This window comes from Streptomyces sp. NPDC004111 (assembly GCF_042874215.1).
In the GTDB taxonomy this organism is placed as follows: Bacteria; Actinomycetota; Actinomycetes; order Streptomycetales; family Streptomycetaceae; genus Streptomyces.
Map to the genome: position 1 here is coordinate 33,016 of NZ_JBIAMU010000022.1, position 25,020 is coordinate 58,035.

Consider the following 25,020-nt stretch of genomic DNA (forward strand, 5'->3'; position numbering starts at 1 on the left):
GTTTCCCGGGCCGGGAGTGCCCACCGGGACCCGGGGGTCCCCCGCGACCGCTGCGGGAGGACCCCCGGCCGGTTCAGGCCTTGACCATCGGGAAGGCCAGGAACGCCGGGTAGCGGTACGGGCGGCCCTTGTTGGCGGCGACCGTGGCGAGGATCGTGAAGACGATCACCGTGATGCCGTAGGCGATGAGCAGCACCCACGGCACCGCCTGGAGCGCCTCGGCGCCCCGCGGCAGGAACGCCAGGGCCACCGACGCCGCGACCATTCCCACGCTGTAGATCAGCGAGGTCAGTGCCAGGTTCAGCGCGGCCGTCGCGTGTTCGCGGGTGAAGGGGTCGCGGGCGCCGGAGCGGATCGACAGGCCGACCACCCAGGCGAGGACCGCGGAGAGGCCGCAGGTCATGCCGGAGCCCACGGAGAGCGCGATCAGGGTGCCCAGGTGGGCCCACATCGCGGAGTTGGTGTTCATGGCCGGGCCGTACGGCATGCCGTGGCCGGGAGCGGCGTAGGGATTGCCGTACGGGCCGGGGGCACCGTACGGCTGCTGTCCCGGGTGGCCGGGGTAACCGGGGTGACCGGAGTAGCCGGGGTAGCCCGGGTAGCCGGGCTGGTCGGAGGGGCCGGGGTAGCCCGGCTGGTCAGCGGGGCCCGGGTAGCCGGACGGGTCCGAGGCGCCCGGGTAGCCGGGCTGGTCCGAGGGGCCGTGGGGGCCGGCTCCGTTCGGGTCCTGGGGCGGCTGGTCGGGCGGGGGTGTGGTCATCGGGGAAGTCGTTCCTCGGGTAGGCCGTTCGATTCCTCCTCATTGTCCCGGCCGCGTCTCGTCCGTACACCGAGCAGGACGGCGACCACCGCCACCAGTGCGGCCAGCAGCGCCCAGTCGGGGACGGCCCTGCCGAGGCCGCTCGCCCACTGTTCGAGGGCGAAGGAGTCGTCGACGTCGAGGAGGCCGGGCAGGGCCGTCGTGCCGTCGAAGAGGAGGAAGACGACGCCCAGCGCGATGAAGAAGAGGCCCGAGAGCAGGGAGGTGGTGTGGAGTTCGAAGCGGCCCGCGGACAGGGTGCGACCGCGCAGCCAGCGGCGTTTGCCGAGGTCGAAGCGTTCCCAGAGGAGGGCGAGTACGAAGAGCGGGACAGCCATGCCCAGCGCGTAGACGGCCAGCAGGAGGCCGCCGTAGACCGGGCTGCCGCCCATCGCGGCCACCGTGAGCACGCTGCCGAGGATCGGCCCGGCGCAGAACCCGGCGAGGCCGTAGACCGCGCCGAGCGCGTAGACGGACAGGGCGGTGGTGGGTTTGATGCGGCCCGAGAGCTCCGCCATCCGCTTCGAGGCGAAGCCCATGCCGAGGATCTGTGCGACCCCGAGCGCGATGATCACGCTGCCCGCGACGGTCACCAGCAGGTCGCGGTTGCCGTAGAAGAACCGTCCGGCGTACGAACCGGCCGCGCCCAGCGGGACCAGGGTGGTCGCCAGCCCGGCGTAGAAGATTCCGGTACGGGCCAGCAGGCGCGAGGCGGAGTCGATGGAGTAGGCGAAGAACGCGGGCAGGAGCAGGGCGCTGCACGGGCTGACAAGGGCGAGCAGGCCGCCGAGGAAGGCGGCGAAGTAACCGATGTTCGCGGTCACCGCTGCTTCTCCCCGGTGCCGTTCCCGGTGGGGCTCCCGGTGGGGCTGCCCTGCGGCTTGGCGGCCTTCGCGGTCTTGGCGGCCTGCTCGATGGCCTGCTCGAAGACCTCGTCGGGCTGGGCGCCGGAGATCGGCCGGCCGTTGACGAGGAAGGCCGGGGTGGCGCTGGCGCCGAGCCCGTACGCCTCCTGCTGGTCCTTCCGCACGGCCTCCTTCGCCTGCTTGCCGTCCAGGTCGGCGCGGAACTGCGCCAGGTCCTCGACGCCGGCCTCCTCGGCCAGTTCCGTCAGCCGCTCCGCCTTGAAGCCCTTCTCCTTCGCGCCCTTGGCGTAGGCGGCCCGGTGGAACTCCCAGAAGCGGCCCTGCTGCCCGGCCGCCCAGGAGGCGCGTGCGGCGGCCTCGGACTCCTCGCCGAAGATCGGGAAGTTGCGCCACTCGATGCGCAGCGTGCCGTTCTCGACGTACTTCTTCACCAGGTTCGGCTCGGTGTCGCGGGCGAACTTGCCGCAGAAGCCGCACTTGAAGTCGGCGTACTCGACCATCACGACGGGCGCGTCGGCGCGGCCCTGGGCCAGTTTGTCGCCCTCGGTGCGGCGGGCGAGCTTCTCCAGCTCGGGGTAGACGCCCTGCTGCGGGTCGGCCCCGGCGGTGGAGGCGGGCTCCTCGGTCAGGCGGATGGTGTTGTCGGCGGGCTTGGTGGCGGTGTACGAGACGGCGCCCAGCGCGAGGGCGGCGACGGCGACACCGGCGCCGATGAGGATGTTGCGGTTCCTGCTGTTCTTGGTCCTGCCGTTGTTCTTGTTGCTGCTGCTGCCGGTCTTGGCGGCCATGGCGAAGCTCCTGGAGTCAGAGGGTGGAGGCGGGGGCTGCGGCGGCGGGGGCGGCCGGGCAGGCCACCTCTCCCGCGAGCCGGCGCACGGCGGCGACGGCCAGCAGCACCAGGGAGACCAGCGCGAGCACGGGCTGGAGGGGCGCCCAGAGGGTCAGCGCGCCGGAGGTGCCGAGGGCGAGCAGCACCAGCTTGTTGCAGACGGGGCAGCCGACCGCGAGGAAGGACAGCACGCCGCCCGCCACGCCGAGACGGCCGCGGGGCTCACGGGGCGCGGTCCGGTCGCGCGGTGCGAGGTACGTCGCCAGGATCAGCCCGCCGAGTACCGAGGAGGCGGCCAGCACCGGGTAGTTCCACCACTCGGGCGGCAGGACCCGGCCGAAGACCGGGTTGGGTACGAGGGAGGTGGGGAGGCCGAGCAGCAGGCCGCACAGAACGGCGGCCGCACCGGCCACGCCCCACCGGGAGGGCGCCCAGGCGGCACAGGCCCGCCCGGCGTCGCGCAGGGCGGCGCGCGAGGTGGTCAGCATGTGTACGGAACTTTCGTGTCGTGTCGTACGGGTACGAGGGCATGCCGGATCGGCGCCTCGCTACACGCGCAACAGGACGGAGAGCTCCACGGGTGAGGGCGGCAGCGGGGTCGGCGGACCGCGCCGGGGTGCGCAGGAGAGGGCCGCGTCGAGGTACCGGCCGACGGCCGCGGACCGGTCGCCGTCGCACAGGACGGGCAGCAGGTCGTACGGGGTGCCGGTGCGCGGCGGCGTGGAGGGGTGCGTGCCGTCGGGGTGAGCGGGGGCCCGGTCGCAGCCCGGCGCGTCCACCGGGCCGAACCCGGCCCGCGCGGGGCCGGACGGGTCCTCGGCCGGAGTGGACACCCCGGCCGAAGAGGCCGCCACCGGGACGGACACGGCAGCGGAGTGGGCCACGGCCGGGACGGACGCGGAGGCCGAGGAGGCCACGGCCGGGACGGAGGCGGACCCCGAGGAGGCCGCCACCGGGACGGACGCGGCGCTCGCTCCCGCGCCGGAGAGGGCCGCCACCGGGGCCGCCGCCGCGGGCCCGCAGAGCATGCCGAGCACGACCGCCAGCAGCGCGGCAGGGCCGCACCACCGGGTGAGTCGTGTCGTACGGAGCACGCGGGGCCTCTCGGGTTCGAATCGGTCTGTTCGGAAAGGGTACGTGGCCGTGCCCCGCACCCCCGGCCAAATGGTTGGCCAGTCGCACGGTCCGGGTGAGATCCTGGACCAGGTATGTCTACTTCCTTCGCCGACCTCCAGGCGCTCCTCGCCCAGAGCTCGCTCCGCGACGCTCACCGCCTCGGCCGCCGCCTCGAAGGCGCCCGTCGTATCCGCAAGCCGGAGGCCCGGCAGGCCGTCGTGGACGAGATCGCCGCCGAGGCGGAGAAGTCCGCCGCGAAGGTGGCCGCACGGGCCGCGCGCCTGCCCGAGATCACGTATCCCGAGAACCTTCCCGTCAGTCAGAAGAAGGACGAGATCGCCGACGCGATACGCGACCACCAGGTCGTGATCGTCGCGGGCGAGACCGGCTCCGGCAAGACGACGCAGATCCCGAAGATCTGCATGGAGCTCGGGCGCGGCGTACGGGGCATGATCGGGCACACCCAGCCCCGCCGGATCGCCGCACGCACCGTCGCCGACCGCATCGCGGACGAGCTGAGGACGCCGCTCGGCGAGGCCGTCGGCTGGAAGGTGCGGTTCACCGACCAGGTGAACCCGGAATCCACCTTCGTGAAGCTGATGACGGACGGCATCCTGCTCGCCGAGATCCAGACGGACCGCGAGCTGCGCGCGTACGACACGATCATCATCGACGAGGCCCACGAGCGGTCCCTCAACATCGACTTCCTGCTCGGCTACCTCGCCCAGCTGCTCCCCAGGCGCCCCGACCTCAAGGTCGTCATCACCTCCGCGACGATCGACCCCGAGCGGTTCGCCAGGCACTTCGGCGGCTTCGCCTCCGTGGACATGGAGAACAGCGAGGACGGAGCGCAGCAAAGCGCGCCGATCGTGGAGGTCAGCGGGCGGACGTATCCCGTCGAGGTCCGCTACCGCCCGCTCCTCGAAGAGGACTCCGAGGACTCCGACCGCGACCAGATCACCGCCATCGCGGACGCCGTCGACGAGCTCCAGTCCGAGGGCCCCGGCGACATCCTGGTCTTCCTCTCCGGCGAGCGCGAGATCCGCGACACCGCGGACGCCCTGAACAAACGCAAGCTCCCCCTGACCGAAGTGCTTCCGCTCTACGCGCGTCTGAGCCACGCCGAGCAGAACCGGGTCTTCCAGCGCCACACCGGCCGCCGCATCGTCCTCGCCACGAACGTCGCCGAGACCTCGCTGACGGTCCCCGGCATCAAGTACGTGATCGACCCGGGCACCGCCCGCATCTCCCGCTACAGCCACCGCACCAAGGTGCAGCGGCTGCCCATCGAGCGGATCAGCCAGGCCAGCGCCAACCAGCGCAAGGGCCGCTGCGGCCGTACCTCCGACGGCATCTGCATCCGGCTGTACTCCGAGGACGACTTCCTCACCCGCCCGGAGTTCACGGACGCCGAGATCCTGCGGACGAACCTCGCCTCCGTCATCCTCCAGATGACCGCGGCCGGGCTCGGCGAGATCGAGAAGTTCCCGTTCATCGACCCGCCGGACCACCGCAACATCCGCGACGGCGTCCAGCTCCTCCAGGAGCTCGGCGCGCTCGACCCGCACGAGAAGGACCCCAAGAAGCGCCTCACCCCGCAGGGCCGCAAGCTCTCCCAGCTGCCGGTCGACCCCCGGCTGGCCCGCATGGTCCTGGAGGCCGACAAGAACGGTTGCGTACGGGAAGTGATGGTGATCGCCTCCGCGCTCTCCATCCAGGACCCGCGCGAGCGCCCGGTCGAGAAGCAGCAGCAGGCGGACCAGAACCACGCCCGGTTCAAGGACGAGACGTCCGACTTCCTGTCCTTCCTCAACATGTGGCGCTACATCCGCGAGCAGCAGAAGGAGCGCGGCTCCTCCAGCTTCCGCCGGATGTGCAAGCAGGAGTACCTGAACTTCCTGCGGATCCGCGAGTGGCAGGACATCTACGCCCAGCTGCGCTCGGTGGCCAAGCAGATGGGGATCCACCTCAACGAGGAGGACGCCCCGGAGACCTCCGTGCACACTTCGCTGCTCGCCGGTCTCCTCTCGCACATCGGCCTCAAGGACACCGAGAAGAACGAGTACCTCGGTGCCCGCAACGCCAAGTTCGCGATCTTCCCCGGCTCGGCCCTCTTCAAGAAGCAGCCGCGCTTCATCATGTCCGCCGAGCTGGTCGAGACGTCCCGGCTGTGGGCCCGGGTCAACGCCAAGGTCGAACCGGAGTGGATCGAGCCGCTCGCCCAGCACCTGCTGAAGCGCACCTACAGCGAGCCGCACTGGGAGAAGGACCAGGCGGCCGTGATGGCGTACGAGCGGGTCACGCTGTACGGCGTCCCGATCGTCGCCCAGCGCAAGGTGAACTACGGGCGGATCGACGCCGAGGTCTCCCGCGACCTGTTCATCCGCAACGCGCTCGTCGAGGGCGACTGGCGCACCCACCACAAGTTCTTCGCCGACAACCGCAAGCTGCTCACCGAGGTCGAGGAGCTGGAGCACCGGGCCCGGCGCCGCGACATCCTGGTGGACGACGAGACCCTCTTCGACTTCTACGACCGGCGCATCCCCGACCACGTCGTCTCCGGTGCGCACTTCGACTCGTGGTGGAAGCACAAGAAGCGCGAGGAGCCCGAGCTCCTCGACTTCGAGCGCGAGATGCTCATCAACGAGAAGGCCGCGGGCGTCACCAAGGACGACTACCCGGACTCCTGGCGGCAGGGCCCGCTGAAGTTCCGGGTGACCTACCAGTTCGAGCCGGGCGCGGACGCGGACGGCGTGACCGTCCACATCCCGCTCCAGGTGCTCAACCAGGTCACCGACGAGGGCTTCGACTGGCAGATCCCGGGCCTGCGCGAGGAGGTGGTGACGGAGCTGATCCGTTCCCTCCCCAAGCCGATCCGCCGGCACTACGTACCCGCCCCGAACTACGCGCAGAGGTTCCTGGACCGGGCGGTGCCTCTTCAGGAGCCGATCCACTTCACGCTCGCCCGCGAGCTGCAGAAGATGGTCGGCGTCCCGGTCTCCGCGGCGGACTTCGACCTGTCCCGGATCCCGGACCACCTCAGGATCACGTTCCGGATCGTCGACGAGCGGCGCAAGAAGCTCGCCGAGGACAAGGACCTGGAGGCGCTGCGCCTCAAGCTGCGCCCGAAGGCCCGCCAGGCGCTCTCCAAGGCCGCGGCGGCGACGGCGGAGCGCTCCGGCGGCGAGACCATCGAGCGCTCCGGCCTCACCGACTGGACGATCGGGACGCTGACGAAGGTCTTCGAGACGAAGCGGGCGGGCCAGCCCGTCAAGGCGTACCCGGCGCTCGTCGACAAGGGCACCTCCGTCGCCGTGCAGCTCTTCGACTCCGAGGCCGAGCAGCGGCAGGCCATGTGGGCGGGCACCAGACGTCTCGTGCTGCTCAACATCGCGGTGAACCCGGCCAAGTTCGCCTCGGACAAGCTCACCAACCAGCAGAAGCTGGCCCTCTCCAGCAACCCGCACGGCTCGATCCAGGCGCTCTTCGACGACTGCGCGACGGCCGCCACGGACAAGCTGATCGCCGACCACGGGGGCCCGGCCTGGGACGAGGAGTCGTTCCGGAAGCTGTACGACAAGGTGCGCGCGGACCTCGTCGACACGACGGTGCGCACGGTGGGCCAGGTCCAGCAGGTGCTGGCCGCCTGGCAGGCCTGCGAGCGCCGGCTGAAGTCGACGCGGAGCCCGGTGCTGCTGGCGAACCTGGCCGACGTGCGCAAGCAGCTGGACGCCCTGATGCCGGCGGGCTTCGTCACGAAGACCGGGCTGAAGCGGCTGCCGAACCTGATGCGCTACCTGGTGGCCGCCGACCGCCGCCTCCAGCAGATGCCGACCGGCGCCCAGCGCGACACCGCGCGCATGGAGAAGGTCCACGAGATGCAGGACGAGTACGCCTGGCTGCTGGAGCAGCTGCCGCAGGGCAGGCCCGTGCCGCAGGAGGTGCGGGAGATCCGCTGGATGATCGAGGAGCTGCGGGTCAGCTACTTCGCGCATGCCCTGGGCACCGCGTACCCGGTCTCCGACAAGCGGATCGTGAAGGCGATCGACGCGGCGGCGCCGTAGCCCGGCGGGCCGCCCGGGATCGGGTTCGACTGCACCCTCTGACCTGCTGTACAGTCTGACTCGCAGCGACACGCAGAAACCAGGCGAAAAGCTGCGAATCAAGGTCCTGTGGAGCAGTTTGGAGTGCTCGCCACCCTGTCAAGGTGGAGGCCGCGGGTTCAAATCCCGTCAGGACCGCTTTACTTCGAAGGCCCCGATCCGATGGATCGGGGCCTTCCTTCGTCTTGACTCCGTCATCTGCCACCGGTAATCCGGAAGGCAGGGGACCGGAGGTGACGCGTGGCGGCATCCACGGCACGGCACGAGACGCGCGCACTGCTGCGCGCCCATCTCGCTGCCGCCATGAACTACCGGCACCGGACGGAGCACTGTCCGATCTGCCGCCGGCTGCTGCTGCTCGCCATGGAGCCCGAGAGCGACCACGGGGCCGCCCCTGAGCCCGATTCCGCGCCGCCCGCCGTTCGGATCCCGGAAGGCCCCCGCGAGGGCCCCACAGGCGGCTGTGCCGCCGCTCCCACAAGCAGCCACGCCGAGCCCGGCACGGAGCATTGCGCGACCGAGGACGAAAGTCCCCCGATCCCGTGACCATTGCCCCGCGACCGGGACCCCCTTTGGGTGGCAAGCTCGGATTTATCAAGAGTCATGAGCTGTGACGGGTGTCACCGAAAGAGTTTGCGGGACGGGGGAACTTACACCCCTCCTACAACGGCCCAATTTAATATGTGCAATTGCACCTCCCCCGGACATCGCCCCCGCCTCCCGGAAGCCGGCCCTCCACCACGAGCCACAGAGCCTCCCGGGAACCGGCCGCAGGTGCGTACGGGCCGGTCGGCGGACGTGCGCGGGCCGGGCGCAGGGCGCGTACGGGCCGGGCGGCACGCGTACGGGCCGGGCGGCAGGCGGCCTTCGTCCGGCCGTCGGCGGCGCCGGGGCACAAAAAAAATCGCGCTGGACCCGGCGGAGTCCAGCGCGATCAAAGACGCGGCTCCCGTTGGGGCGGGGGCCGGTCGGATGGAGCTATGGGTGGGTGCACGGAACGAGTTGGGGGACCCGTGTCCGAATTACCCAGTTGTGCGGGGGTGTTGCGAGGTCTTGCCGTTACTGCGGGTAAAGATGTGAAGCGGTAATGCGAGGTAATGCGATGCCTCAGGCCTCGCTGCGCTGCTGCGGAATACCCGCAAGCAGTGCGCGGACCTCGGCCTCGCGGTAGCGCCTGTGCCCACCCAGCGTGCGGATGGACGTGAGCTTCCCTGCCTTGGCCCAGCGGGTCACCGTCTTCGGGTCCACGCGGAACATCGTGGCGACCTCAGCCGGGGTCAGCAGCGGCTCGGCGTCAGGGGTGCGAGCGGTCATGAGCGGCCTCCTCGGGAGAACCGAACCTTCACGGTTCTTTCCTCTAAATTCTGCACCTTGACCCGCGTTGCCCGAAATGGCGGACGCGGGCCGAGTCGGTTATAGGACGAACGGCTTGTCCTCGGCACTACAACTACACCATCCGTCCAGCCGCGTGGGCCAAACCGACGGAATTGCCCTCTGAGGTGTTCATCCGCGACGGAAGCCGATGGACCATGCCATAGCGGACAGTCACGCCACAGTGACGATCAGTCACAGAGCGATCAGGAGTCATCAGACCCCCCATAGAGTGCAATGCCGAGCAATCCGCCCTTAGTTGGACGGAAGGAGCCCTCCCCGGACTCCTTGTCCTATTTTGACACGAGGGCGGGGGATGAGCGCAAGAGGGGATTAAGTGCCGTCCGTCACGCTTGCCACAAAAGCCCGGATCGGGACGTAGGTCCCGAGGCACTTCGTCCCACCTGTCACACGCACCACATCACGGTCTGGTTCAGCTGTAGCTCAGGTTTTCCTCAAATCGCATTCGGTATGCGGTATTCACTGCCCGGGAAGCGGAAAAAGGGCGGCCGCGAGGCAGCCGCCCGTTCCCGCACCGCTCCGCCGGGCGCCCTCGCGCACCGCCGAACCGGGTCCTGTCCCCCGTCAGTTGGCGAACTGCCGCTCCCGTACCGCCCGCCACCGGTCCGCGAGCCTGCCGTACGCGCGGGCCGCCCCGTCCGGATCGCCCTCCCGCAGCGCCCCTATGCCCGCCGCCACGTCCGCCGCCGACCGGTCCGTCGCCAGCTCCCTCTCGTCCAGTACGTGCGCCAGCCCCCCGTAGTCCAGTTCGACGAGGGACCTCGGGTGGAACTCCTCCAGCCAGCGCCCCACCTCCAGCAGGCCGGACACCAGCGGGCCCTCCTCCATGTGCTCGCGCAGCGTGCGCAGCCCCCGGGCCACCCGGCGCCGCGCCTGCACCATCGGCGTGCGGTAGCGCAGCACCGGCGCGCTGTCCGCCGAGCCCTTGACGTACTCCCGCTCCTCGTCCCCGAAGAGGACGAACCAGCGCACCGGCACGTGCCACACCGAGGTCTTGATCCACGGCCGGGCGTCCGGGTTCCGCTCCCGCCACCGCTCGTGGTCCGCGGTCGCCTGCCGGCGCAGCAGCGGCGGCAGCACGGCGTCCAGCAGCGGGGCCGGGTACTGCTCCTCCAGCTCAGCCAGGGCCAGCCAGCCGCGCAGCCTGGTCCGCCACGGACAGACCACCAGGACCTCGTCCACCTCGGCCACGTACGCGTCCCCGCTCTCGTGCACCGGCACCACGACGGGCGGGGTGGGCAGCAAGTCGGCCAGGGAGGCGCGGAGTTCGTCCTGCGGCGTGGGGTGCTCGGCGCGGCGGGCGTAACGGGCCCAGTGCGTACGCTCCGGTTCGGGGAACGCGGCCAGCGGTTCGTACACCCGCAAGGACGACACGTACGGGACGATCACCGATGACGCCAGGGGCACGCCTGCTCCTCAACTACGACCGGGACTGCGACCGCGGACTGCGACCCGGACGCGACCGGACCGCGACCGGAGACAAATCGTCCCACGGCTCCTTCGGATGGGGGTGATCTGCGGCACTCCGGCCTAATGAGGGCCCCCCGGGGCCTAATCTCATGCCCATCGGCCCTCTCCACCCGCAAGAGGGCTTCACCGCCTCGCAATTGGGAGTCACCACAGTGACCGCATCTTCCGACGGCGTCCTGCACACCCTGTTCCGCACGGAGCAGGGCGGCCACGAACAAGTCGTGCTCTGCCAGGACCGCGCCTCCGGCCTCAAGGCCGTCATCGCCCTGCACAACACGGACCTCGGTCCCGGCCTGGGCGGCACCCGCTTCTACCCCTACGAGAGCGAGGAGGCGGCCGTCGCCGACGCCCTCAACCTCTCGCGCGGGATGAGCTACAAGAACGCACTGGCCGGGCTCGACCACGGCGGCGGCAAGGCCGTGATCATCGGCGACCCGGAGCAGATCAAGACGGAGGAGCTGCTCCTCGCCTACGGCCGGTTCGTCGCCTCCCTCGGCGGCCGCTACGTGACCGCCTGCGACGTCGGTACGTACGTCGCGGACATGGACGTGGTGGCGCGCGAGTGCCGCTGGACGACGGGCCGCTCGCCGGAGAACGGCGGCGCGGGCGACTCCTCCGTGCTGACCGCGTTCGGCGTCTTCCAGGGCATGCGGGCCTGCGCCCAGCAGGTGTGGGGGGACCCGACGCTGCGCGGCCGCAGGATCGGCGTGGCCGGCGTGGGCAAGGTCGGCCACTACCTGGTCGAGCACCTCCTGGAGGACGGCGCCGAGGTCGTGATCACCGATGTGCGCGAGGATTCGGTGCGCCGGGTCACCGACAAGCACCCGCAGGTCACCGTGGTCGCCGACACCGAGGCACTGGTCCGTCACGAGGGCCTGGACGTCTACGCCCCGTGCGCGCTGGGCGGCGCCCTCGACGACGAGACCGTCGCCGTGCTCACCGCCTCGGTGGTGTGCGGCGCGGCCAACAACCAGCTCGCCCACCCGGGCGTGGAGAAGGACCTCGCGGACCGCGGGATCCTCTACGCCCCGGACTACGTGGTGAACGCGGGCGGCGTGATCCAGGTCGCCGACGAGCTGCACGGCTTCGACTTCGACCGGTGCAAGAAGAAGGCCGCGAAGATCTTCGACACCACCCTGGAGATCTTCGCTCGTGCAAAGAATGACGGTGTTCCCCCGGCCGCCGCGGCGGACCGGATCGCCGAGCAGCGGATGGCGGAGGCGCGGGCCCGGCGCTGATCCGGGCGGGCCGGCCCGCCCGGCGGGGAGACATCGCTCACCCCCCTCGGCGGGTCGGCCGTCAGGAAGAGGCTAAAATCGCGTTTGACCAGCGGGGACGGTTCGTCCTGCCGGTTGTGCTTCGAGGTGTCTCATGCGGGCGGCGTACCGTATGGCCAAAGAAGCAGGTACCGTTGAAGTCCTGCGGACCGGTCTCTCCACGGAGAGCCCGTTCCCAACCATGAACGCGTGTCAAGACTCTGGGGCCGTCGAGCCCCGTCACCGAGGGGGTCGAGCCATGGGGCGCGGCCGGGCAAAGGCCAAGCAGACGAAGGTCGCCCGCCAGCTGAAGTACAGCAGCGGCGGGACTGACCTGTCGCGTCTGGCCAATGAGCTGGGCGCTTCGACTTCGCAACAGCCGCCGAATGGCGAGCCGTTCGAGGACGATGACGAGGAGGACGACCCGTACGCACAGTACGCGTCGCAGTACAACGACGATGACGAGGACGATGAGTCCGGTCCTTCGTCGCAGCGCCGCGGCGCTTGACGCTTCAGCTCTGGCGCGTTCAGTTCTGGCGTTCGTACACCTCGAAAATTTTCATAAGGTTTGAGCAGTACCCACCGGACCCGGTCCTGGGCTTTCGCCCCGGACCGGGTTCTGTGCGTCCCGCTGTGCCGGTGGCCGGGGCTGCGGGCCCCGGCCACCGGGTCTACTTCGCGTAGTCGCCGGTCAGCGCCGCGCCCTCGCGGTGGTCGCCACGGGCGAGGATCTCGCCGGCCACCCACGAGTCGACGCCGCGGTCCTCCAGCGTGGCCAGGGCCACGTCGACCGATTCCTGCGGTACGACGGCGATCATGCCGACGCCCATGTTGAGGGTCTTCTCCAGCTCCAGGCGCTCCACCTTGCCCGCCTGGCCGACGACGTCGAAGACGGCTCCGGGGGTCCACGTCGAGCGGTCGACGGTGGCGTGCAGACCGTCCGGGATCACCCGCGCCAGGTTGTTCGCCAGGCCGCCGCCGGTGATGTGGCTGAAGGCGTGCACCGGGGCGGTGCGGGTGAGGGCCAGGCAGTCCAGCGAGTAGATCTTGGTGGGCTCCAGGAGCTCCTCGCCGAGCGTGCGGCCGAACTCCTCGACCTCCCGGTCCAGGGCCCAGCCGGCGCGGTCGAAGACCACGTGCCGTACGAGCGAGTACCCGTTCGAGTGAAGACCGGAGGAGGCCATCGCGATCACGGCGTCGCCCTCGCGGATCCGGTCCGCGCCGAGGAGCTGGTCGTGCTCCACGACGCCGGTGCCGGCGCCCGCCACGTCGAACTCGTCCGGACCCAGCAGGCCCGGGTGCTCGGCCGTCTCGCCGCCGACCAGGGCGCAGCCCGCCAGGACGCAGCCCTCGGCGATGCCCTTGACGATGGCGGCGACGCGGTCCGGGTGCACCTTGCCGACGCAGATGTAGTCGGTCATGAACAGGGGCTCGGCACCGCAGACGACGAGGTCGTCCACGACCATGCCGACGAGGTCGTGGCCGATCGTGTCGTACACGCCCATCCGGCGGGCGAGGTCGACCTTCGTGCCGACGCCGTCGGTGGCGGAGGCGAGCAGCGGGCGCTCGTAGCGCTTGAGGGCGGAGGCGTCGAAGAGGCCGGCGAAGCCGCCGAGGCCGCCGAGGACCTCGGGGCGCTGCGTCTTCTTCACCCACTCCTTCATCAGCTCTACGGCGCGGTCGCCCGCTTCGATGTCGACGCCCGCGGCCGCGTAGCTGGCACCGGTGGTCTCAGACTTCTCAGACATGGGGAGGTGAGAACTTTCGTGTCGAACAGCAGGGTGGTACGGGCGCTAGGGCCGACGGAGCGCTTCGGCGGCGGCGGTGTTCGCCGGTCCGGCCGCGAGCTCGGTCTCCAGCAGCTGCTTGCCGAGGAGCTCCGGGTCGGGGAGTTCCATGGGGTACTCGCCGTCGAAGCAGGCGCGGCAGAGCTTCGGCTTGTCGATCGTCGTCGACTCGATCATGCCGTCGATGGAGATGTACGCGAGGGAGTCGGCGCCGAGCGAGGTGCCGATCTCCTCGATGGACATCCCGTTGGCGATCAGCTCGGCGCGGGTCGCGAAGTCGATGCCGAAGAAGCAGGGCCACTTCACGGGCGGCGAGGAGATCCGGATGTGGATCTCGGCCGCGCCCGCCTCGCGGAGCATCTTGACCAGGGCCCGCTGGGTGTTGCCGCGGACGATCGAGTCGTCGACGACCACCAGGCGCTTGCCCTTGATGACTTCCTTGAGGGGGTTGAGCTTCAGACGGATGCCGAGCTGGCGGATCGTCTGGGACGGCTGGATGAAGGTCCTGCCGACGTAGGCGTTCTTCACGAGTCCCGAGCCGTACGGAATCCCGCTGGCCTCGGCGTATCCGATCGCGGCGGGGGTGCCGGACTCGGGCGTCGCTATGACGAGATCGGCGTCGGCAGGGGCTTCCTTCGCCAGTTTCCGGCCCATCTCAACCCGGCTGAGATAGACGTTGCGGCCCGCGATGTCGGTGTCGGGGCGCGCCAGGTACACATACTCGAAGACACAGCCCTTGGGCTTCGCTTCCGCGAATCGCGAAGTACGGAGACCGTTCTCGTCGATCGCGAGCAGCTCGCCCGGCTCGACCTCGCGGACGTAGGACGCACCGCAGATGTCGAGGGCGGCGGACTCGGAGGCCACCACCCAGCCGCGCTCCAGCCGGCCGAGGACCAGCGGGCGGATGCCCTGCGGGTCGCGGGCCGCGTAGAGGGTCCCTTCGTCCATGAAGACGAGGGAGAAGGCGCCCATCACCTTGGGGAGCACCTTTGCGGCGGCCTCCTCGATGGTGAGGGGCTTGCCGTCGTCGTCGGTCTGGCCCGCGAGGAGGGCCGTGACCAGGTCGGTGTCGTTGGTGGCTGCCACCTGGGTGGCCCGGCCGTTCTCCTTGGGGAGGTCGGCGACCAGTTCGGCGAGCTGCGCCGTGTTGACCAGGTTTCCGTTGTGGCCCAGCGCGATCGAGCCGTGCGCGGTGGCACGGAATGTCGGCTGCGCGTTCTCCCACACCGAGGCTCCGGTGGTGGAGTAGCGCGCGTGACCGACCGCGATGTGGCCCTGGAGGGAGCCGAGAGAGGTTTCGTCGAAGACTTGCGAGACCAGTCCCATGTCCTTGAAGACGAGGATCTGGGACCCGTTGCTGACTGCGATTCCCGCGGACTCCTGTCCACGGTGCTGCAGTGCATACAGTCCGAAATAGGTGAGCTTGGCGACCTCTTCGCCGGGAGCCCAGACACCGAAGACGCCGCAAGCGTCCTGGGGGCCTTTCTCACCGGGGAGCAGGTCGTGGTTGAGTCGTCCATCACCACGAGGCACGGCACCGAGTGTAGGCGAGATCGACCACTGGTCCGAATTGGGGAGGGGGTTAGCGGTGGGGGCTGGGCGAAACGGTCCTGCTCAGGGGCGGGAAGGGCCCTCGTCCGAGACCGCCGGGCCCTTCCCGTTCGCCCGCCCCGCCCGGGCGGCCGGACCGCCCTTCCGGGGGCACTTCCCCGGGCCTACTTGGCGGCCTTCGCCGCCAGGCCCTTGCCGTCGGCCCCGGTGAGCGACAGGGTGCGGCCGTCCACGCGGTAGGTGGTCTTGCCGCTGAGGACTTCGAGGAGCTGCTTCTCCACCGCCGCCCCCTCGCCCTGGCACATCATCCGAGTGGTCGCGATGCGGCCGAACTCCAGGGTTCCGTCACCCTGCGTAGCCTTTCCGTTCAGCGAATTGCAGCCGGTGCGGCCGTGCACCGAACCGTCCTTGCCGAAGGTCAGGTACGCCTTGCCGGCCGTGTCCGAGGGCAGCGACTTGGCGGTCTTCCCCGCCAGGAAGGAGTCGACGGTCCACTTGGTGCCGGCCAGCGGTGCGGCGGGCTCCACCGGCTTCGACGTCAGCGCGACGGTGTCGCCCTTGGCCGTGGTCAGGGTGAGCCTGCCGTCGTTCAGCTTCGCCTTGAGCGGGTCCTTGAAGGTCTTGCGCAGCGAGATCTCGAAGTCCTGCTGCTCACAGGCCATCTGGGTGGACAGCAGCTTGTCGAGCTTGACGGTGTCGCCCTTGACGCTCGCGCTGCCGCTGAAGGTGTTGCAGCCGTAGTTGCCCTTGACCGTGCCCTTGTCGTCGATCTCGACGTACACGTCCTTGGGCGCCGCGGCCTTCTTGCCGCCGACGGTCGAGTTCTCGACGGTCCAGCGCACCCCGGTCAGCGGCAGGTCGGACTGCACCGCGCCGCCGTCCTTTCTGTCGACATCCGGCCCGGAGCCCGCCCCCGCCTTCTCCGTACCGCAAGCACCCAGTGCGAGGAGGGCCAGGGCGGTGACGGAAACACTGAGCGCCTGCTTCGTCTTTCGCGTCTTGAGCTTCGGCTTCGTCTGCATGCCGGTGGGACGGAACAGGTGGGACTACTGGTTCCACTTGGCCCCGCGGACGGCCGCCGTTCAGCCCATCAGCGGCAGCACCCCCACCAGATCCGCACGCTCTCCACTGGCTCTGACCTGCGCGTCTTCGATCGCGTCCGCCCATTGTGTACGTCCTGTGGCAAGCCGGATCCAGGTCAGCGGATCGGTCTCCACCACGTTGGGCGGGGTGCCCCGGGTGTGCCGGGGGCCCTCGATGCACTGCACGACCGCGAACGGCGGGATCCGTACTTCGGTGGAGGCTCCCGGGGCCTTCACGGCGAGCGCGTCCGCGAGCAGCCGGGTGCACGCGGCCAGCGCCTGCCGGTCGAACCTCACCTCGGTGCCGGTGGCCCGCGCGAGGTCGTCGCCGTGCACCACCAGCTCGACCGTACGGGTCACCAGGAAGTCCGCCAGCCGCATCGGCCCGACGCGGGTGCGGACGATCCGCTCGTCGTCCGCGCCCGGCAGCACCTCGGCGACGTCCGCCGCGACCCGGGCGAACAGCTCCCCCACCGGAGCGCCGGACGCGAGCCGCCTGGTGTCCTCGGCGACCTGCCCGGCGTGCGGCGCGGTCGTGAACGGCCACTCGGTCAGGGACACCTCGGCCCTGGCCGGGGCCGGTTCGCCCAGGAACCGTACGAGCGAGCCCAGGGACATCGAGAGGTGCGCGGCCAGCTCCCGCACGCTCCACCCGCCGAGCCCGGCGGGCCGCGCCAGCTGCTCCTCGGACAGCCCTTCGACGGCCTCCCGCACATGCCCGAACTGGGCGAGCACGGCGGCCCGGATCTTCGCAGAGTCGTAGGTGCGCGGGCGCTTCTTCTTGGCGCGGGCGGCGGAGTTCGCGGACGTGGAGGCCATGGGACCGAGGTTAGAGGCCGCCACTGACAATGCCGTCGCTCCGCCGGATCGCGGGGTCGCTTCCGGCCACGGTCCCGCTTCCGGACCCGGTCCCCCTTCCGGTCCCTGCCCCGCTTCCGGCCCCTGCCCCGCTTCCGGCCCCGGACCCGTCGGCGGTCCCGCTCCCGGTGGTCGCCTCGAACGGCTCGCCCGCCTTCGGCACCCCGACGCCGCGCCAGCTGAACGGCAGTCCGCGCGCGGTGTCCAGGTCGGGGGTGTCCATCAGCTGGAAGTGCAGGTGCGGTTCGGAGGAGTTGCCGCTGTTGCCGCACCGCGCGAGCAGCTGTCCCGCCACCACGCGGTCGCCGGTCCGGACGGCGAGCGAACCCCGCCGGAGGTGGGCGTACACCGCGAACCTGCCGTCGCCCAGGTCGAGGACGACATGGTTGCCGACCACCCGGCGCGGTCCCGCGATCACGCGCAGGGTGCCCTCGACGACCAGGAGGTAGAGCACGCCCATCAGGGAGTTGCGGCTGAGATGGTCGCGCTGGGCGTCCTCCGCGTGCACCACCGTCCCGTCGGCGACGGCGTACAGCGGCTCCCCGAAGGCGGGGAACGCCTCGCTCCGGCGGGCGAGCGGCCAGAGCCACACGGCGGCCGGCCGGGTCCGCGCCGCGCCCTCGCCGGGCTCGGCCAGGATGTCGATCGCGTACGTCTGCGCGTACTTGTGCGTGCCGTGGCTGGGGGTCTTGTCCGCGGGGCTGTTCAGCGCGCTCCACCGCCCGGTCACCGGCGCGGCCAGCTCCACGGGGTCGGGCGTGCCGAGCGCGAGGCGGTGGCGCCGGGCGTCGTCCCACCGCCAGCAGGCCAGCGCGATGGCCAGCACCATCGGCAGCGCGCCGACCGGCCCCGAGTAGGGAAGCCGCACGAAGAACTTCGCGATCTCCTGAGCGACGAAGTACGCCCACAGGATGCGGCTGAGCGTCAGTGCGGCCCGTCGTGCGGTCATGGTCGGTCCCCTCGGTGGTGCGGGCGCGGCTACGGCGTGGCGGCGGCGGTCAGCATCACCAGCAGCGGTACGACCCGCACCGCGGGCACCTCGTAGCGCCCGCGTCCGGTGGTGTGCAGCCAGCCGGCGGCGGTGAGCTGGCGCAGGTGGTGGTAGATCTGGCCGGTGGTGCCCAGGCCGTCGAGCTCGTGGAGTTCGGCGGCGGTCCTGAGTCCGCCGAGGATCTCGCGGACCAGCCGCAGCCGGACCGGGTGGCCGAGCGCGGCGAACGCGTCCGCCTTCGCCGCCCAGTCCCCGTCGAGCAGCCCGTCGGTGGTCGCGCCGTACTGCCACTCGTACCGCTCCCCCGGCGGCAGCCGGACGTCGCCGGTGAACAGCGCCCCGCCGTCGGGCACACCGAGACCGGCGAGCTGTACCTTGAGCCCTTCGAGCGCCCAGAAGTCGCCCTCGGGCCCGGCCGGCCGGGAGGGCTGCCCGGCGGACTCGTCGTGCCCGCAGGCGCCCGCCAGCTCCGCCATGCGCCGCTCCAGCTCGGCGACGCGTGCTTCCAGGTCCATGATCCGAGATTACGTAGTTACGTAATTCCTGGCAAGCGGCTTGGGGCCGCCTCAGCCCAGCATCAGCACCGCCACCGCGCCCAGCACGGTCAGCAGCGCGATCACCGGGCCCAGCGGCATGCCCTGCTCGGCCGGGGTGCTGTCCCGGGCGGGGCGCAGCGCCGGGTCGGCGAGCATGGCGCGGATCGCCGCGGCGGCCCGCGCGGCCTGGTGCCCCTTGGCGGTACGGCGGTCCAGCCGCGCCCAGCCGGTGGGGCGGATTCCGGCGCGGATGCCGTCCGGACCGCGGAAGCGGATGCCCTCCTCGTCGTACTCGACCTTCTCGACCTCCGCCCAGCGCAGGTGCCTGACCCGCCAGCCGCCCGCGATCCACAGCCCGGCGCGGTCGGCGGTGACGCGCCAGTTGAGGGCCGCCGCGACGTAGCCGAGCGAGAAGGGCAGCACCAGCAGGGCGAACCAGACCCGCCAGCCGCGGTCACCGTCCAGGAACGACCAGACGACCCCGATCTCGGCGAGCAGCAGCAGGACCCCGATGGTCCGGCCGACCGGACCGGCCGACCAGCTCGGGCAGCCGGGGGCGTCGGACGCGGCGGCCGGACCGGGGGCGGTGGGGTCGGGGTCGGTGGGGTCGATGGGGTCGTGGGGATCGGTGTGGTTCATGGGGTCCAGGTGCTCTTCATGACTGCCGGAGGCAGTGGGGTCGGTGGGGTCTTCGGGGCTTGAGGGAGACTCGCCCCCGGGGTGTCCGGTGTGTCCGATGTGTCCGGGCCGGTTCCGGCGGGCGGCCGGGGTCGTGCTGTGCTCCACCGCGACGCGCCCCCCGGGGCCCTCGACCGCGGCGACGTACACCAGCTCGGCGCCGACGGCGGGGGTTCCGTACAGGACCGCCTCGCGCAGCGGACACGGGCGCGCGGCCTCCCCGCCGGTGCCTCCGGTCTGCCCGCCGGTGCCTCCGGCCGCCCCGGCGGCGGCTCCGGCCTGGCCGCCGTCGTCTCCGGCCGCCCCGCCCGTGGCTCCGGCCGCCGCGTCGGCCCCGTGGCCGCCCTCGTACCCGCCCCAGGAGCGGAAGCCGAGCAGCGGTTCGCGCCCCTCGCTGTCGTCGGCCGCGTACACCCAGGTCCTGCCGTCCGCGCCCTCCCCGACCAGGACCCGCAGGGCGGGCTGGGTGCGCCGGTGCAGCCGAGCCGACCGCAGGAGCGGCACCACGCCCTCGATCAGCAGGGCGACGCCGAGGGTGCCGGTGATCAGCAGCGCCCACTTCCCCTCGTACAGGGTCGCCCGCCACCCGGTGTACGCGGCGACGGCGAGCAGGACACCCGCCGCGGCCAGCAGGACGTACGGGCGGCGGGAACGCCGGACGCCACCGGGCACGGCGGGCGGCCGGTGGCGTCGCGGACCGGCCGCCTCCGCCACCCGCTCCCACTGCCGTACGCGCACGGCCCTGCGGTGCAGCAGGGTGACGGCGGCCAGCGCGGCGGCCACCGCGACCCCGACGAGCGCGGGCAGCGCGGTCCGGCCGAGCGCGTCGGTGGAGATCAGCGCCCCGGTCGCCAGCGGGACCAGGACCGCAAGGGCGAGCGCCGGCCTGCGCCAGATCCAGAGCAGCTCCAGCACCAGCAGCCCCAGGAAGACCGTGGGCCACCCCCACCACGACGCGACACCGCCGTCGGTCGTGGACACGGAGACCGCGTAGATGGTGAGCTGCCCCAGGGGTGCGGCCGAGTCCCGGGCGAGCGGGACGGAACCGGAGAGGTCGGGGCCGAGGTGCGGCCCCGAGATCTCCGCCCGGTCGGTGGCCGACGGGTTTCCCGGGTACAGCGCCCCCTCGGGCCAGAGCCCGGCCGGCTTCGGCTCCGGGACCGCCAGCACCGCCCACACCACCGCCCCCAGCAGCACCAGCGTCGGCCACACCGGGCGGGCCCACCGGGCGGGTACGGACGCCAGCCAGCCGCGCACCTCGGCCGTGCGCCAGGCCGTCACGCCCTCGGGTATCCGGCCGGCGGGAAGCGGAACGGGCGCTTTCCCGGGGGGAGTTGGGTGTTCGCTCACCCGCGCATTATGTGCATGACACACGAACGGGCAGGGAAACGGCCCCGCCCCCGGTCACCCCGGGGCGGGGCCGTATGCCCGTGGCGGGCCGGACCTCAGGCCAGCAGGCCCGGGATGGTCGCCTCGTGCGCGTCCTTCAGCTCGCTCAGCGGAATGCCGAACTGGCCCTGGACCTCGATCTCGTCGCCGTCCACGACACCGATGCGGGTGACGGGCAGACCGCGCGCCCCGCACATGTCGTTGAAGCGGAGCTCCTCGCTGCGCGGGATCGACACGACCGCACGGCCCGCCGACTCCGAGAACAGGAACACGAACGGGTCGAGACCGTCCGGCACCACCAGCCGGGCACCCTTCCCGCCGCGCAGGCAGGACTCGGTGACCGCCTGGATCAGACCGCCGTCGCTCAGGTCGTGGGCGGCGTCGACCATGCCGTCGCGGGAGGCCGAGATCAGGATCTCGGCGAGCAGCTTCTCGCGCGCCAGGTCGACCTTGGGCGGCAGGCCGCCCAGGTGGCCGTGCACGACCTCGGACCAGGCGGAGCCGCCCAGTTCCTCGTGCGTGTCACCGAGGAGGTACAGCAGCTGCCCCTCCGCGGCGAAGGCCATCGGCGTACGGCGGGAGACGTCGTCGATGACACCGAGGACCGCGACGACGGGCGTCGGGTGGATCGCGGTCTCACCGGTCTGGTTGTACAGCGAGACGTTGCCGCCGGTGACCGGGGTGCCCAGCTCCAGGCAGCCGTCCGCGAGACCGCGGGTGGCCTCCGCGAACTGCCACATCACGTCCGGGTCCTCGGGGGAGCCGAAGTTGAGGCAGTCGGAGATCGCGAGCGGCTTGGCACCGGTCGTCGCGACGTTGCGGTAGGACTCCGCGAGCGCGAGCTGCGCACCGGTGTACGGGTCGAGCTTGGCGTAGCGGCCGTTGCCGTCCGTCGCCATCGTCACGCCGAGACCGGTCTCCGCGTCGATGCGCACCATGCCCGCGTCCTCCGGCATGGCCAGCACCGTGTTGCCCTGCACGAAGCGGTCGTACTGCTCCGTGATCCACGCCTTGGAGGCCTGGTTGGGCGAAGCGACCAGCTTGAGGACCTGCGCGCGCAGCTCGTCGCCGTTGGCCGGACGGGCCAGCTTGTTGGCGTCGTCGGCCTGGAGCGCGTCCTGCCAGGACGGGCGGGCGAACGGACGCTGGTACACCGGGCCCTCGTGGGCGACGGTGCGCGGCGGCACGTCCACGATCTGCTCGCCGTGCCAGAAGATCTCCAGCTGGGAGCCCTCGGTCACCTCACCGATGACGGTGGCGATGACGTCCCACTTCTCGCAGATCTCCATGAAGCGCTCGACGTGCTGCGGCTCGACGATCGCGCACATCCGCTCCTGCGACTCGCTCATGAGGATTTCCTCGGGCGAGAGGGAGGAGTCGCGCAGCGGCACGGTGTCCAGCTCGACGCGCATGCCGCCGGAGCCGGCCGAGGCCAGTTCGGAGGTGGCGCAGGAGAGCCCGGCGCCGCCGAGGTCCTGGATGCCCGCGACCAGCTTCTCCGCGAAGATCTCCAGGGTGCACTCGATGAGGAGCTTCTCCTGGAACGGGTCGCCGACCTGGACAGCGGGGCGCTTGGTGGGCTTGGCGTCGTCGAAGGTCTCCGAGGCCAGCACGGAAACACCGCCGATGCCGTCGCCGCCGGTGCGGGCGCCGTACAGGATGACCTTGTTGCCGGGGCCGGACGCCTTGGCGAGGTGGATGTCCTCGTGCTTCATCACGCCGATGCAGCCGGCGTTGACCAGCGGGTTGCCCTGGTAGCAGGCGTCGAAGACGACCTCGCCGCCGATGTTCGGCAGCCCGAGGCAGTTTCCGTAGCCGCCGATGCCCGCGACCACGCCCGGCAGGACGCGCCTGGTGTCGGGGTGGTCGGCCGCGCCGAAGCGCAGCGGATCGACGACCGCGACCGGACGGGCGCCCATGGCGAGGATGTCGCGGACGATGCCGCCGACGCCGGTGGCCGCGCCCTGGTAGGGCTCGATGTACGAGGGGTGGTTGTGCGACTCGACCTTGAAGGTGACCGCGTAGCCCTGGCCGACGTCGACAACACCGGCGTTCTCGCCGATCCCGACGAGCATGGCGTCGTTCTCCGGGACCTTCTCGCCGAACTGCTTGAGGTGGACCTTGCTGCTCTTGTACGAGCAGTGCTCGGACCACATCACCGAGTACATGGCGAGCTCGGCGCCGGTGGGACGGCGGCCCAGGATCTCGCGGATCCGGGCATACTCGTCCTCCTTGAGGCCGAGCTCCTTCCAGGGCTGCTCGGTCTCGGGGGTCCCGGCAGCGTGCTTGACGGTGTCCAGCGTCATGCGTTGACCAACTTCTTCAGGATCGAGGTGAAGAATCCGAGCCCGTCGGTACGGCCCGTACCGATCAGCGGCTCGACGGCGTGCTCGGGGTGCGGCATCAGGCCCACGACGTTGCCCGCCGCGTTGGTGATGCCGGCGATGTCCCGCAGCGAGCCGTTGGGGTTGCCGTCCAGGTAGCGGAAGGCGACGCGGCCCTCCGCCTCCAGCTCGTCGAGCGTGCGCTCGTCGGCGACGTACCGGCCGTCCATGTTCTTCAGCGGTACGGAGATCTCCTGGCCGGCCGTGTAGTCGGCGGTCCAGGCGGTCTCCGCGTTCTCCACCCGCAGCTTCTGGTCGCGGCAGATGAAGTGCAGGTGGTTGTTCCGGAGCATCGCGCCGGGCAGCAGATGTGCCTCGGTGAGGATCTGGAAGCCGTTGCAGATGCCGAGGACCGGCAGACCGGCCTTCGCCTGCTCGATGATCGTGTCCATCACCGGCGAGAAGCGCGAGATGGCGCCGGCCCGCAGGTAGTCGCCGTAGGAGAACCCTCCGGCGAGGACCACCGCGTCGACCTGGTGGAGGTCCTTGTCGCGGTGCCACAGGGACACCGGCTCGGCGCCCGCGATCCGGACGGCACGCAGGGCGTCCTGGTCGTCGAGCGTGCCGGGGAAGGTGACTACGCCGATACGAGCAGTCACTTCGATTCCTCCACCTTCACGGTGAAGTCCTCGATAACGGTGTTGGCGAGGAACGTTTCGGCCATCTCGTGGATGCGGGCGAGGGCGGCTTCGTCGACCGGCCCCTCCACCTCCAGCTCGAAACGCTTCCCCTGACGGACGTCCGCGATTGACTCGAAGCCGAGACGGGGCAGTGCACGCTGCACCGCCTGTCCCTGCGGGTCGAGAATCTCGGGCTTGAGCATGACGTCGACTACGACGCGTGCCACTGGCACTCCCGGTGTGGTGTGGTGCTTTAAGGCGGTTCCCACAGCGTACCCGGCCAGAAATTCTACGCGGGTAGATATGCTCCCGGCCGATCACGTTCCGGTATCGGCACCGACAACGCCGGGAAAAATCAGGGAAAAAATAGGTGCCCCTCATTGCCCCGGACACGCTGACGGAATTGACTGGGCTTCACAATGCAATGACTCCCCCTGTACAAAGGAATACAAGGGAAAGCAGTATTGCCCCCGACTTGTTTCCAAAGAGCCGGTCGGCCGACATCACCGCACGTCAGCGCGGTGGATCCGGCAGCCGCACCGGCATCCGTCCGCCAGGAAGGACCGATATCCGTGGCTCAACGCGTAGTGGTCACGCTCTCCGACGACATCGACGGGGGAGAAGCGGCGGAAACGGTCACCTTCGGCCTCGACGGGAAGTCGTACGAGATCGACCTCAATCCCGCCAATGCAAAGAAACTGCGCACGGCGCTGAAGCCGTACGTCGACGCGGGCCGAAAGCAGTCCAAGTCGGGCAATGCGTACCGGCACACCGCGGTGGCCCCCGACCCGGCCGCGGTCCGCGCCTGGGCCCGGTCGAACCGGATGGACGTGCCGGCCCGGGGACGCATCCCCAAGAGCGTCTACGAGGCGTTCGCGGAGGCTTCCTGACGGACCGAAGGCTCCCGCGGCCGGGCCGCGCACGCCCCCTCGGCGGGGGTGCGGCGCGGTCCCGGCACGGGGCCGCACAGGTCGGCCGGGAACCGATTTGCATCACACCCCGGTTGTTGGGCTAAAGTCTGGAGCACGCCGAAGGGCAAGGCCGAAAGGCCCGGCCCCAAGCAGCGTGCGGGTGTAGTTCAGTAGCAGAACATCCTCCTTCCAGGGGGAAGGCGCAGTGTGCAATTCCTGTCACCCGCTCTGCATCGCTCAACCGGTTACCGGGCACTCCGGTGGTTCGGGTAGGCTGATGCCGCACCACCAAGCAGTGCCTTGCGGACGTAGCTCAGTTGGTAGAGCGCAACCTTGCCAAGGTTGAGGTCGCCAGTTCGAACCTGGTCGTCCGCTCAGAGAACGAAGGCCCCAGTCGTCACG

22 protein-coding genes and 3 tRNA genes are annotated in these 25,020 nt (G+C 70.8%); 8 read left to right on the forward strand and 17 right to left on the reverse strand.

Going from position 1 to position 25,020, the window contains the following annotated elements; all coding sequences use genetic code 11:
• Positions 1-73 precede the first annotated feature (73 nt).
• The 5 genes from ACFYVL_RS34945 to ACFYVL_RS34965 are packed head-to-tail and all read right to left on the reverse strand — an operon-like array spanning position 74 to position 3,588.
• Complete coding sequence (locus tag ACFYVL_RS34945; protein WP_389252214.1) at positions 74-760, reverse strand: DUF4870 domain-containing protein; 687 nt, start codon at positions 758-760, stop codon at positions 74-76.
• On the reverse strand, positions 757-1,623 hold the full coding sequence (locus ACFYVL_RS34950) for a cytochrome c biogenesis CcdA family protein (RefSeq protein WP_389252216.1): 867 nt from the start codon (positions 1,621-1,623) through the stop codon (positions 757-759). The genes ACFYVL_RS34945 and ACFYVL_RS34950 overlap by 4 nt, the downstream gene beginning before the upstream one ends.
• Positions 1,620-2,453 carry a DsbA family protein gene (locus ACFYVL_RS34955; protein WP_389252218.1) on the reverse strand — a complete coding sequence of 278 codons (834 nt, stop codon included), beginning with the start codon at positions 2,451-2,453 and terminating at the stop codon, positions 1,620-1,622. The genes ACFYVL_RS34950 and ACFYVL_RS34955 overlap by 4 nt, the downstream gene beginning before the upstream one ends.
• Before the next feature lie 16 nt (positions 2,454-2,469).
• A complete protein-coding gene (locus ACFYVL_RS34960; RefSeq protein ID WP_389252220.1) occupies positions 2,470-2,982 on the reverse strand; it encodes a hypothetical protein in 513 nt (170 codons plus the stop codon).
• Between the two features lie 60 nt (positions 2,983-3,042).
• Positions 3,043-3,588 carry a hypothetical protein gene (locus ACFYVL_RS34965; protein WP_389252222.1) on the reverse strand — a complete coding sequence of 182 codons (546 nt, stop codon included), beginning with the start codon at positions 3,586-3,588 and terminating at the stop codon, positions 3,043-3,045.
• Between the two features lie 114 nt (positions 3,589-3,702).
• On the opposite strand from ACFYVL_RS34965, the gene hrpA reads away from it, so the two are divergent.
• From hrpA to ACFYVL_RS34980, 3 genes are all read left to right on the forward strand, one after another.
• Positions 3,703-7,674, forward strand: coding sequence for an ATP-dependent RNA helicase HrpA (hrpA, locus tag ACFYVL_RS34970; protein WP_389252224.1), 3,972 nt, complete (start codon positions 3,703-3,705; stop codon positions 7,672-7,674).
• A gap of 102 nt (positions 7,675-7,776) precedes the next feature.
• Positions 7,777-7,851 (forward strand) — tRNA-Asp (locus ACFYVL_RS34975).
• 102 nt (positions 7,852-7,953) lie between these two features.
• The gene (locus ACFYVL_RS34980) at positions 7,954-8,259 is read left to right on the forward strand and encodes a DUF6274 family protein (RefSeq protein ID WP_389252226.1); all 306 of its coding nucleotides are present in this window, start codon (positions 7,954-7,956) and stop codon (positions 8,257-8,259) included.
• A 561-nt stretch (positions 8,260-8,820) separates the two neighbouring features.
• Here the strand turns inward: ACFYVL_RS34980 and bldC are convergent.
• Together bldC and ACFYVL_RS34990 are read right to left on the reverse strand one after the other, a co-directional pair.
• Positions 8,821-9,027 (reverse strand): developmental transcriptional regulator BldC, encoded by a 207-nt coding sequence (bldC, locus tag ACFYVL_RS34985; RefSeq protein ID WP_003949541.1) that lies wholly within the window; start codon positions 9,025-9,027, stop codon positions 8,821-8,823.
• A gap of 642 nt (positions 9,028-9,669) precedes the next feature.
• On the reverse strand, positions 9,670-10,512 hold the full coding sequence (locus ACFYVL_RS34990; protein WP_389252228.1) for a hypothetical protein: 843 nt from the start codon (positions 10,510-10,512) through the stop codon (positions 9,670-9,672).
• Between the two features lie 215 nt (positions 10,513-10,727).
• On the opposite strand from ACFYVL_RS34990, the gene ACFYVL_RS34995 reads away from it, so the two are divergent.
• Together ACFYVL_RS34995 and ACFYVL_RS35000 are read left to right on the forward strand one after the other, a co-directional pair.
• Positions 10,728-11,813, forward strand: coding sequence for a Leu/Phe/Val dehydrogenase (locus tag ACFYVL_RS34995; protein WP_389252230.1), 1,086 nt, complete (start codon positions 10,728-10,730; stop codon positions 11,811-11,813).
• Positions 11,814-12,090: 277 nt separating this feature from the next.
• Positions 12,091-12,339, forward strand: a complete 249-nt coding sequence (locus tag ACFYVL_RS35000) for a DUF3073 domain-containing protein (RefSeq protein ID WP_362422924.1) — start codon at positions 12,091-12,093, stop codon at positions 12,337-12,339.
• A 163-nt stretch (positions 12,340-12,502) separates the two neighbouring features.
• On the opposite strand, the gene purM is transcribed toward ACFYVL_RS35000, so the two are convergent.
• From purM to purS, 10 genes are all read right to left on the reverse strand, one after another.
• Positions 12,503-13,579 (reverse strand): phosphoribosylformylglycinamidine cyclo-ligase, encoded by a 1,077-nt coding sequence (gene purM, locus ACFYVL_RS35005; RefSeq protein WP_389252232.1) that lies wholly within the window; start codon positions 13,577-13,579, stop codon positions 12,503-12,505.
• Between the two features lie 45 nt (positions 13,580-13,624).
• A complete protein-coding gene (gene purF, locus ACFYVL_RS35010; RefSeq protein ID WP_389252234.1) occupies positions 13,625-15,151 on the reverse strand; it encodes an amidophosphoribosyltransferase in 1,527 nt (508 codons plus the stop codon).
• Between the two features lie 182 nt (positions 15,152-15,333).
• Positions 15,334-16,191 (reverse strand): META domain-containing protein, encoded by an 858-nt coding sequence (locus ACFYVL_RS35015; RefSeq protein WP_389252236.1) that lies wholly within the window; start codon positions 16,189-16,191, stop codon positions 15,334-15,336.
• A gap of 60 nt (positions 16,192-16,251) precedes the next feature.
• A complete protein-coding gene (locus tag ACFYVL_RS35020) occupies positions 16,252-17,070 on the reverse strand; it encodes a sterol carrier family protein (RefSeq protein WP_389252238.1) in 819 nt (272 codons plus the stop codon).
• A gap of 10 nt (positions 17,071-17,080) precedes the next feature.
• On the reverse strand, positions 17,081-18,058 hold the full coding sequence (locus tag ACFYVL_RS35025) for a M23 family metallopeptidase (RefSeq protein ID WP_389252240.1): 978 nt from the start codon (positions 18,056-18,058) through the stop codon (positions 17,081-17,083).
• A 29-nt stretch (positions 18,059-18,087) separates the two neighbouring features.
• The gene (locus ACFYVL_RS35030) at positions 18,088-18,615 is read right to left on the reverse strand and encodes an ArsR/SmtB family transcription factor (RefSeq protein WP_389252242.1); all 528 of its coding nucleotides are present in this window, start codon (positions 18,613-18,615) and stop codon (positions 18,088-18,090) included.
• A 51-nt stretch (positions 18,616-18,666) separates the two neighbouring features.
• Positions 18,667-20,595, reverse strand: coding sequence for a hypothetical protein (locus ACFYVL_RS35035; RefSeq protein ID WP_389252244.1), 1,929 nt, complete (start codon positions 20,593-20,595; stop codon positions 18,667-18,669).
• A 164-nt stretch (positions 20,596-20,759) separates the two neighbouring features.
• A complete protein-coding gene (gene purL / locus ACFYVL_RS35040; protein WP_389252246.1) occupies positions 20,760-23,009 on the reverse strand; it encodes a phosphoribosylformylglycinamidine synthase subunit PurL in 2,250 nt (749 codons plus the stop codon).
• A complete protein-coding gene (gene purQ / locus ACFYVL_RS35045; protein ID WP_389252248.1) occupies positions 23,006-23,686 on the reverse strand; it encodes a phosphoribosylformylglycinamidine synthase subunit PurQ in 681 nt (226 codons plus the stop codon). The genes purL and purQ overlap by 4 nt, the downstream gene beginning before the upstream one ends.
• Positions 23,683-23,934 carry a phosphoribosylformylglycinamidine synthase subunit PurS gene (purS, locus tag ACFYVL_RS35050; protein ID WP_389252250.1) on the reverse strand — a complete coding sequence of 84 codons (252 nt, stop codon included), beginning with the start codon at positions 23,932-23,934 and terminating at the stop codon, positions 23,683-23,685. Before purS ends, purQ begins: the two co-directional genes overlap by 4 nt.
• A 345-nt stretch (positions 23,935-24,279) precedes the next feature.
• On the opposite strand from purS, the gene ACFYVL_RS35055 reads away from it, so the two are divergent.
• The 3 genes from ACFYVL_RS35055 to ACFYVL_RS35065 all read left to right on the forward strand — a co-directional run bounded on the left by ACFYVL_RS35055 (position 24,280) and on the right by ACFYVL_RS35065 (position 24,993).
• Positions 24,280-24,597, forward strand: coding sequence for an Lsr2 family protein (locus tag ACFYVL_RS35055; RefSeq protein ID WP_389252252.1), 318 nt, complete (start codon positions 24,280-24,282; stop codon positions 24,595-24,597).
• A 177-nt stretch (positions 24,598-24,774) separates the two neighbouring features.
• Positions 24,775-24,846: transfer RNA gene (locus tag ACFYVL_RS35060), tRNA-Gly, on the forward strand.
• Positions 24,847-24,920: 74 nt separating this feature from the next.
• Positions 24,921-24,993, forward strand: a tRNA-Gly gene (locus ACFYVL_RS35065).
• Positions 24,994-25,020 lie beyond the last annotated feature (27 nt).

Coding starts and splice junctions, on each gene's coding strand:
- ACFYVL_RS34945 (WP_389252214.1), bottom strand. CDS start 760: ATGACCACACCCCCGCCCGACCAGCCGCCCCAGGACCCGAACGGAGCC.
- ACFYVL_RS34955 (WP_389252218.1), bottom strand. CDS start 2,453: ATGGCCGCCAAGACCGGCAGCAGCAGCAACAAGAACAACGGCAGGACC.
- ACFYVL_RS34960 (WP_389252220.1), bottom strand. CDS start 2,982: ATGCTGACCACCTCGCGCGCCGCCCTGCGCGACGCCGGGCGGGCCTGT.
- hrpA (WP_389252224.1), top strand. CDS start 3,703: ATGTCTACTTCCTTCGCCGACCTCCAGGCGCTCCTCGCCCAGAGCTCG.
- bldC (WP_003949541.1), bottom strand. CDS start 9,027: ATGACCGCTCGCACCCCTGACGCCGAGCCGCTGCTGACCCCGGCTGAG.
- ACFYVL_RS35000 (WP_362422924.1), top strand. CDS start 12,091: ATGGGGCGCGGCCGGGCAAAGGCCAAGCAGACGAAGGTCGCCCGCCAG.
- purM (WP_389252232.1), bottom strand. CDS start 13,579: ATGTCTGAGAAGTCTGAGACCACCGGTGCCAGCTACGCGGCCGCGGGC.
- ACFYVL_RS35015 (WP_389252236.1), bottom strand. CDS start 16,191: ATGCAGACGAAGCCGAAGCTCAAGACGCGAAAGACGAAGCAGGCGCTC.
- ACFYVL_RS35020 (WP_389252238.1), bottom strand. CDS start 17,070: ATGGCCTCCACGTCCGCGAACTCCGCCGCCCGCGCCAAGAAGAAGCGC.
- ACFYVL_RS35025 (WP_389252240.1), bottom strand. CDS start 18,058: ATGACCGCACGACGGGCCGCACTGACGCTCAGCCGCATCCTGTGGGCG.
- ACFYVL_RS35030 (WP_389252242.1), bottom strand. CDS start 18,615: ATGGACCTGGAAGCACGCGTCGCCGAGCTGGAGCGGCGCATGGCGGAG.
- purL (WP_389252246.1), bottom strand. CDS start 23,009: ATGACGCTGGACACCGTCAAGCACGCTGCCGGGACCCCCGAGACCGAG.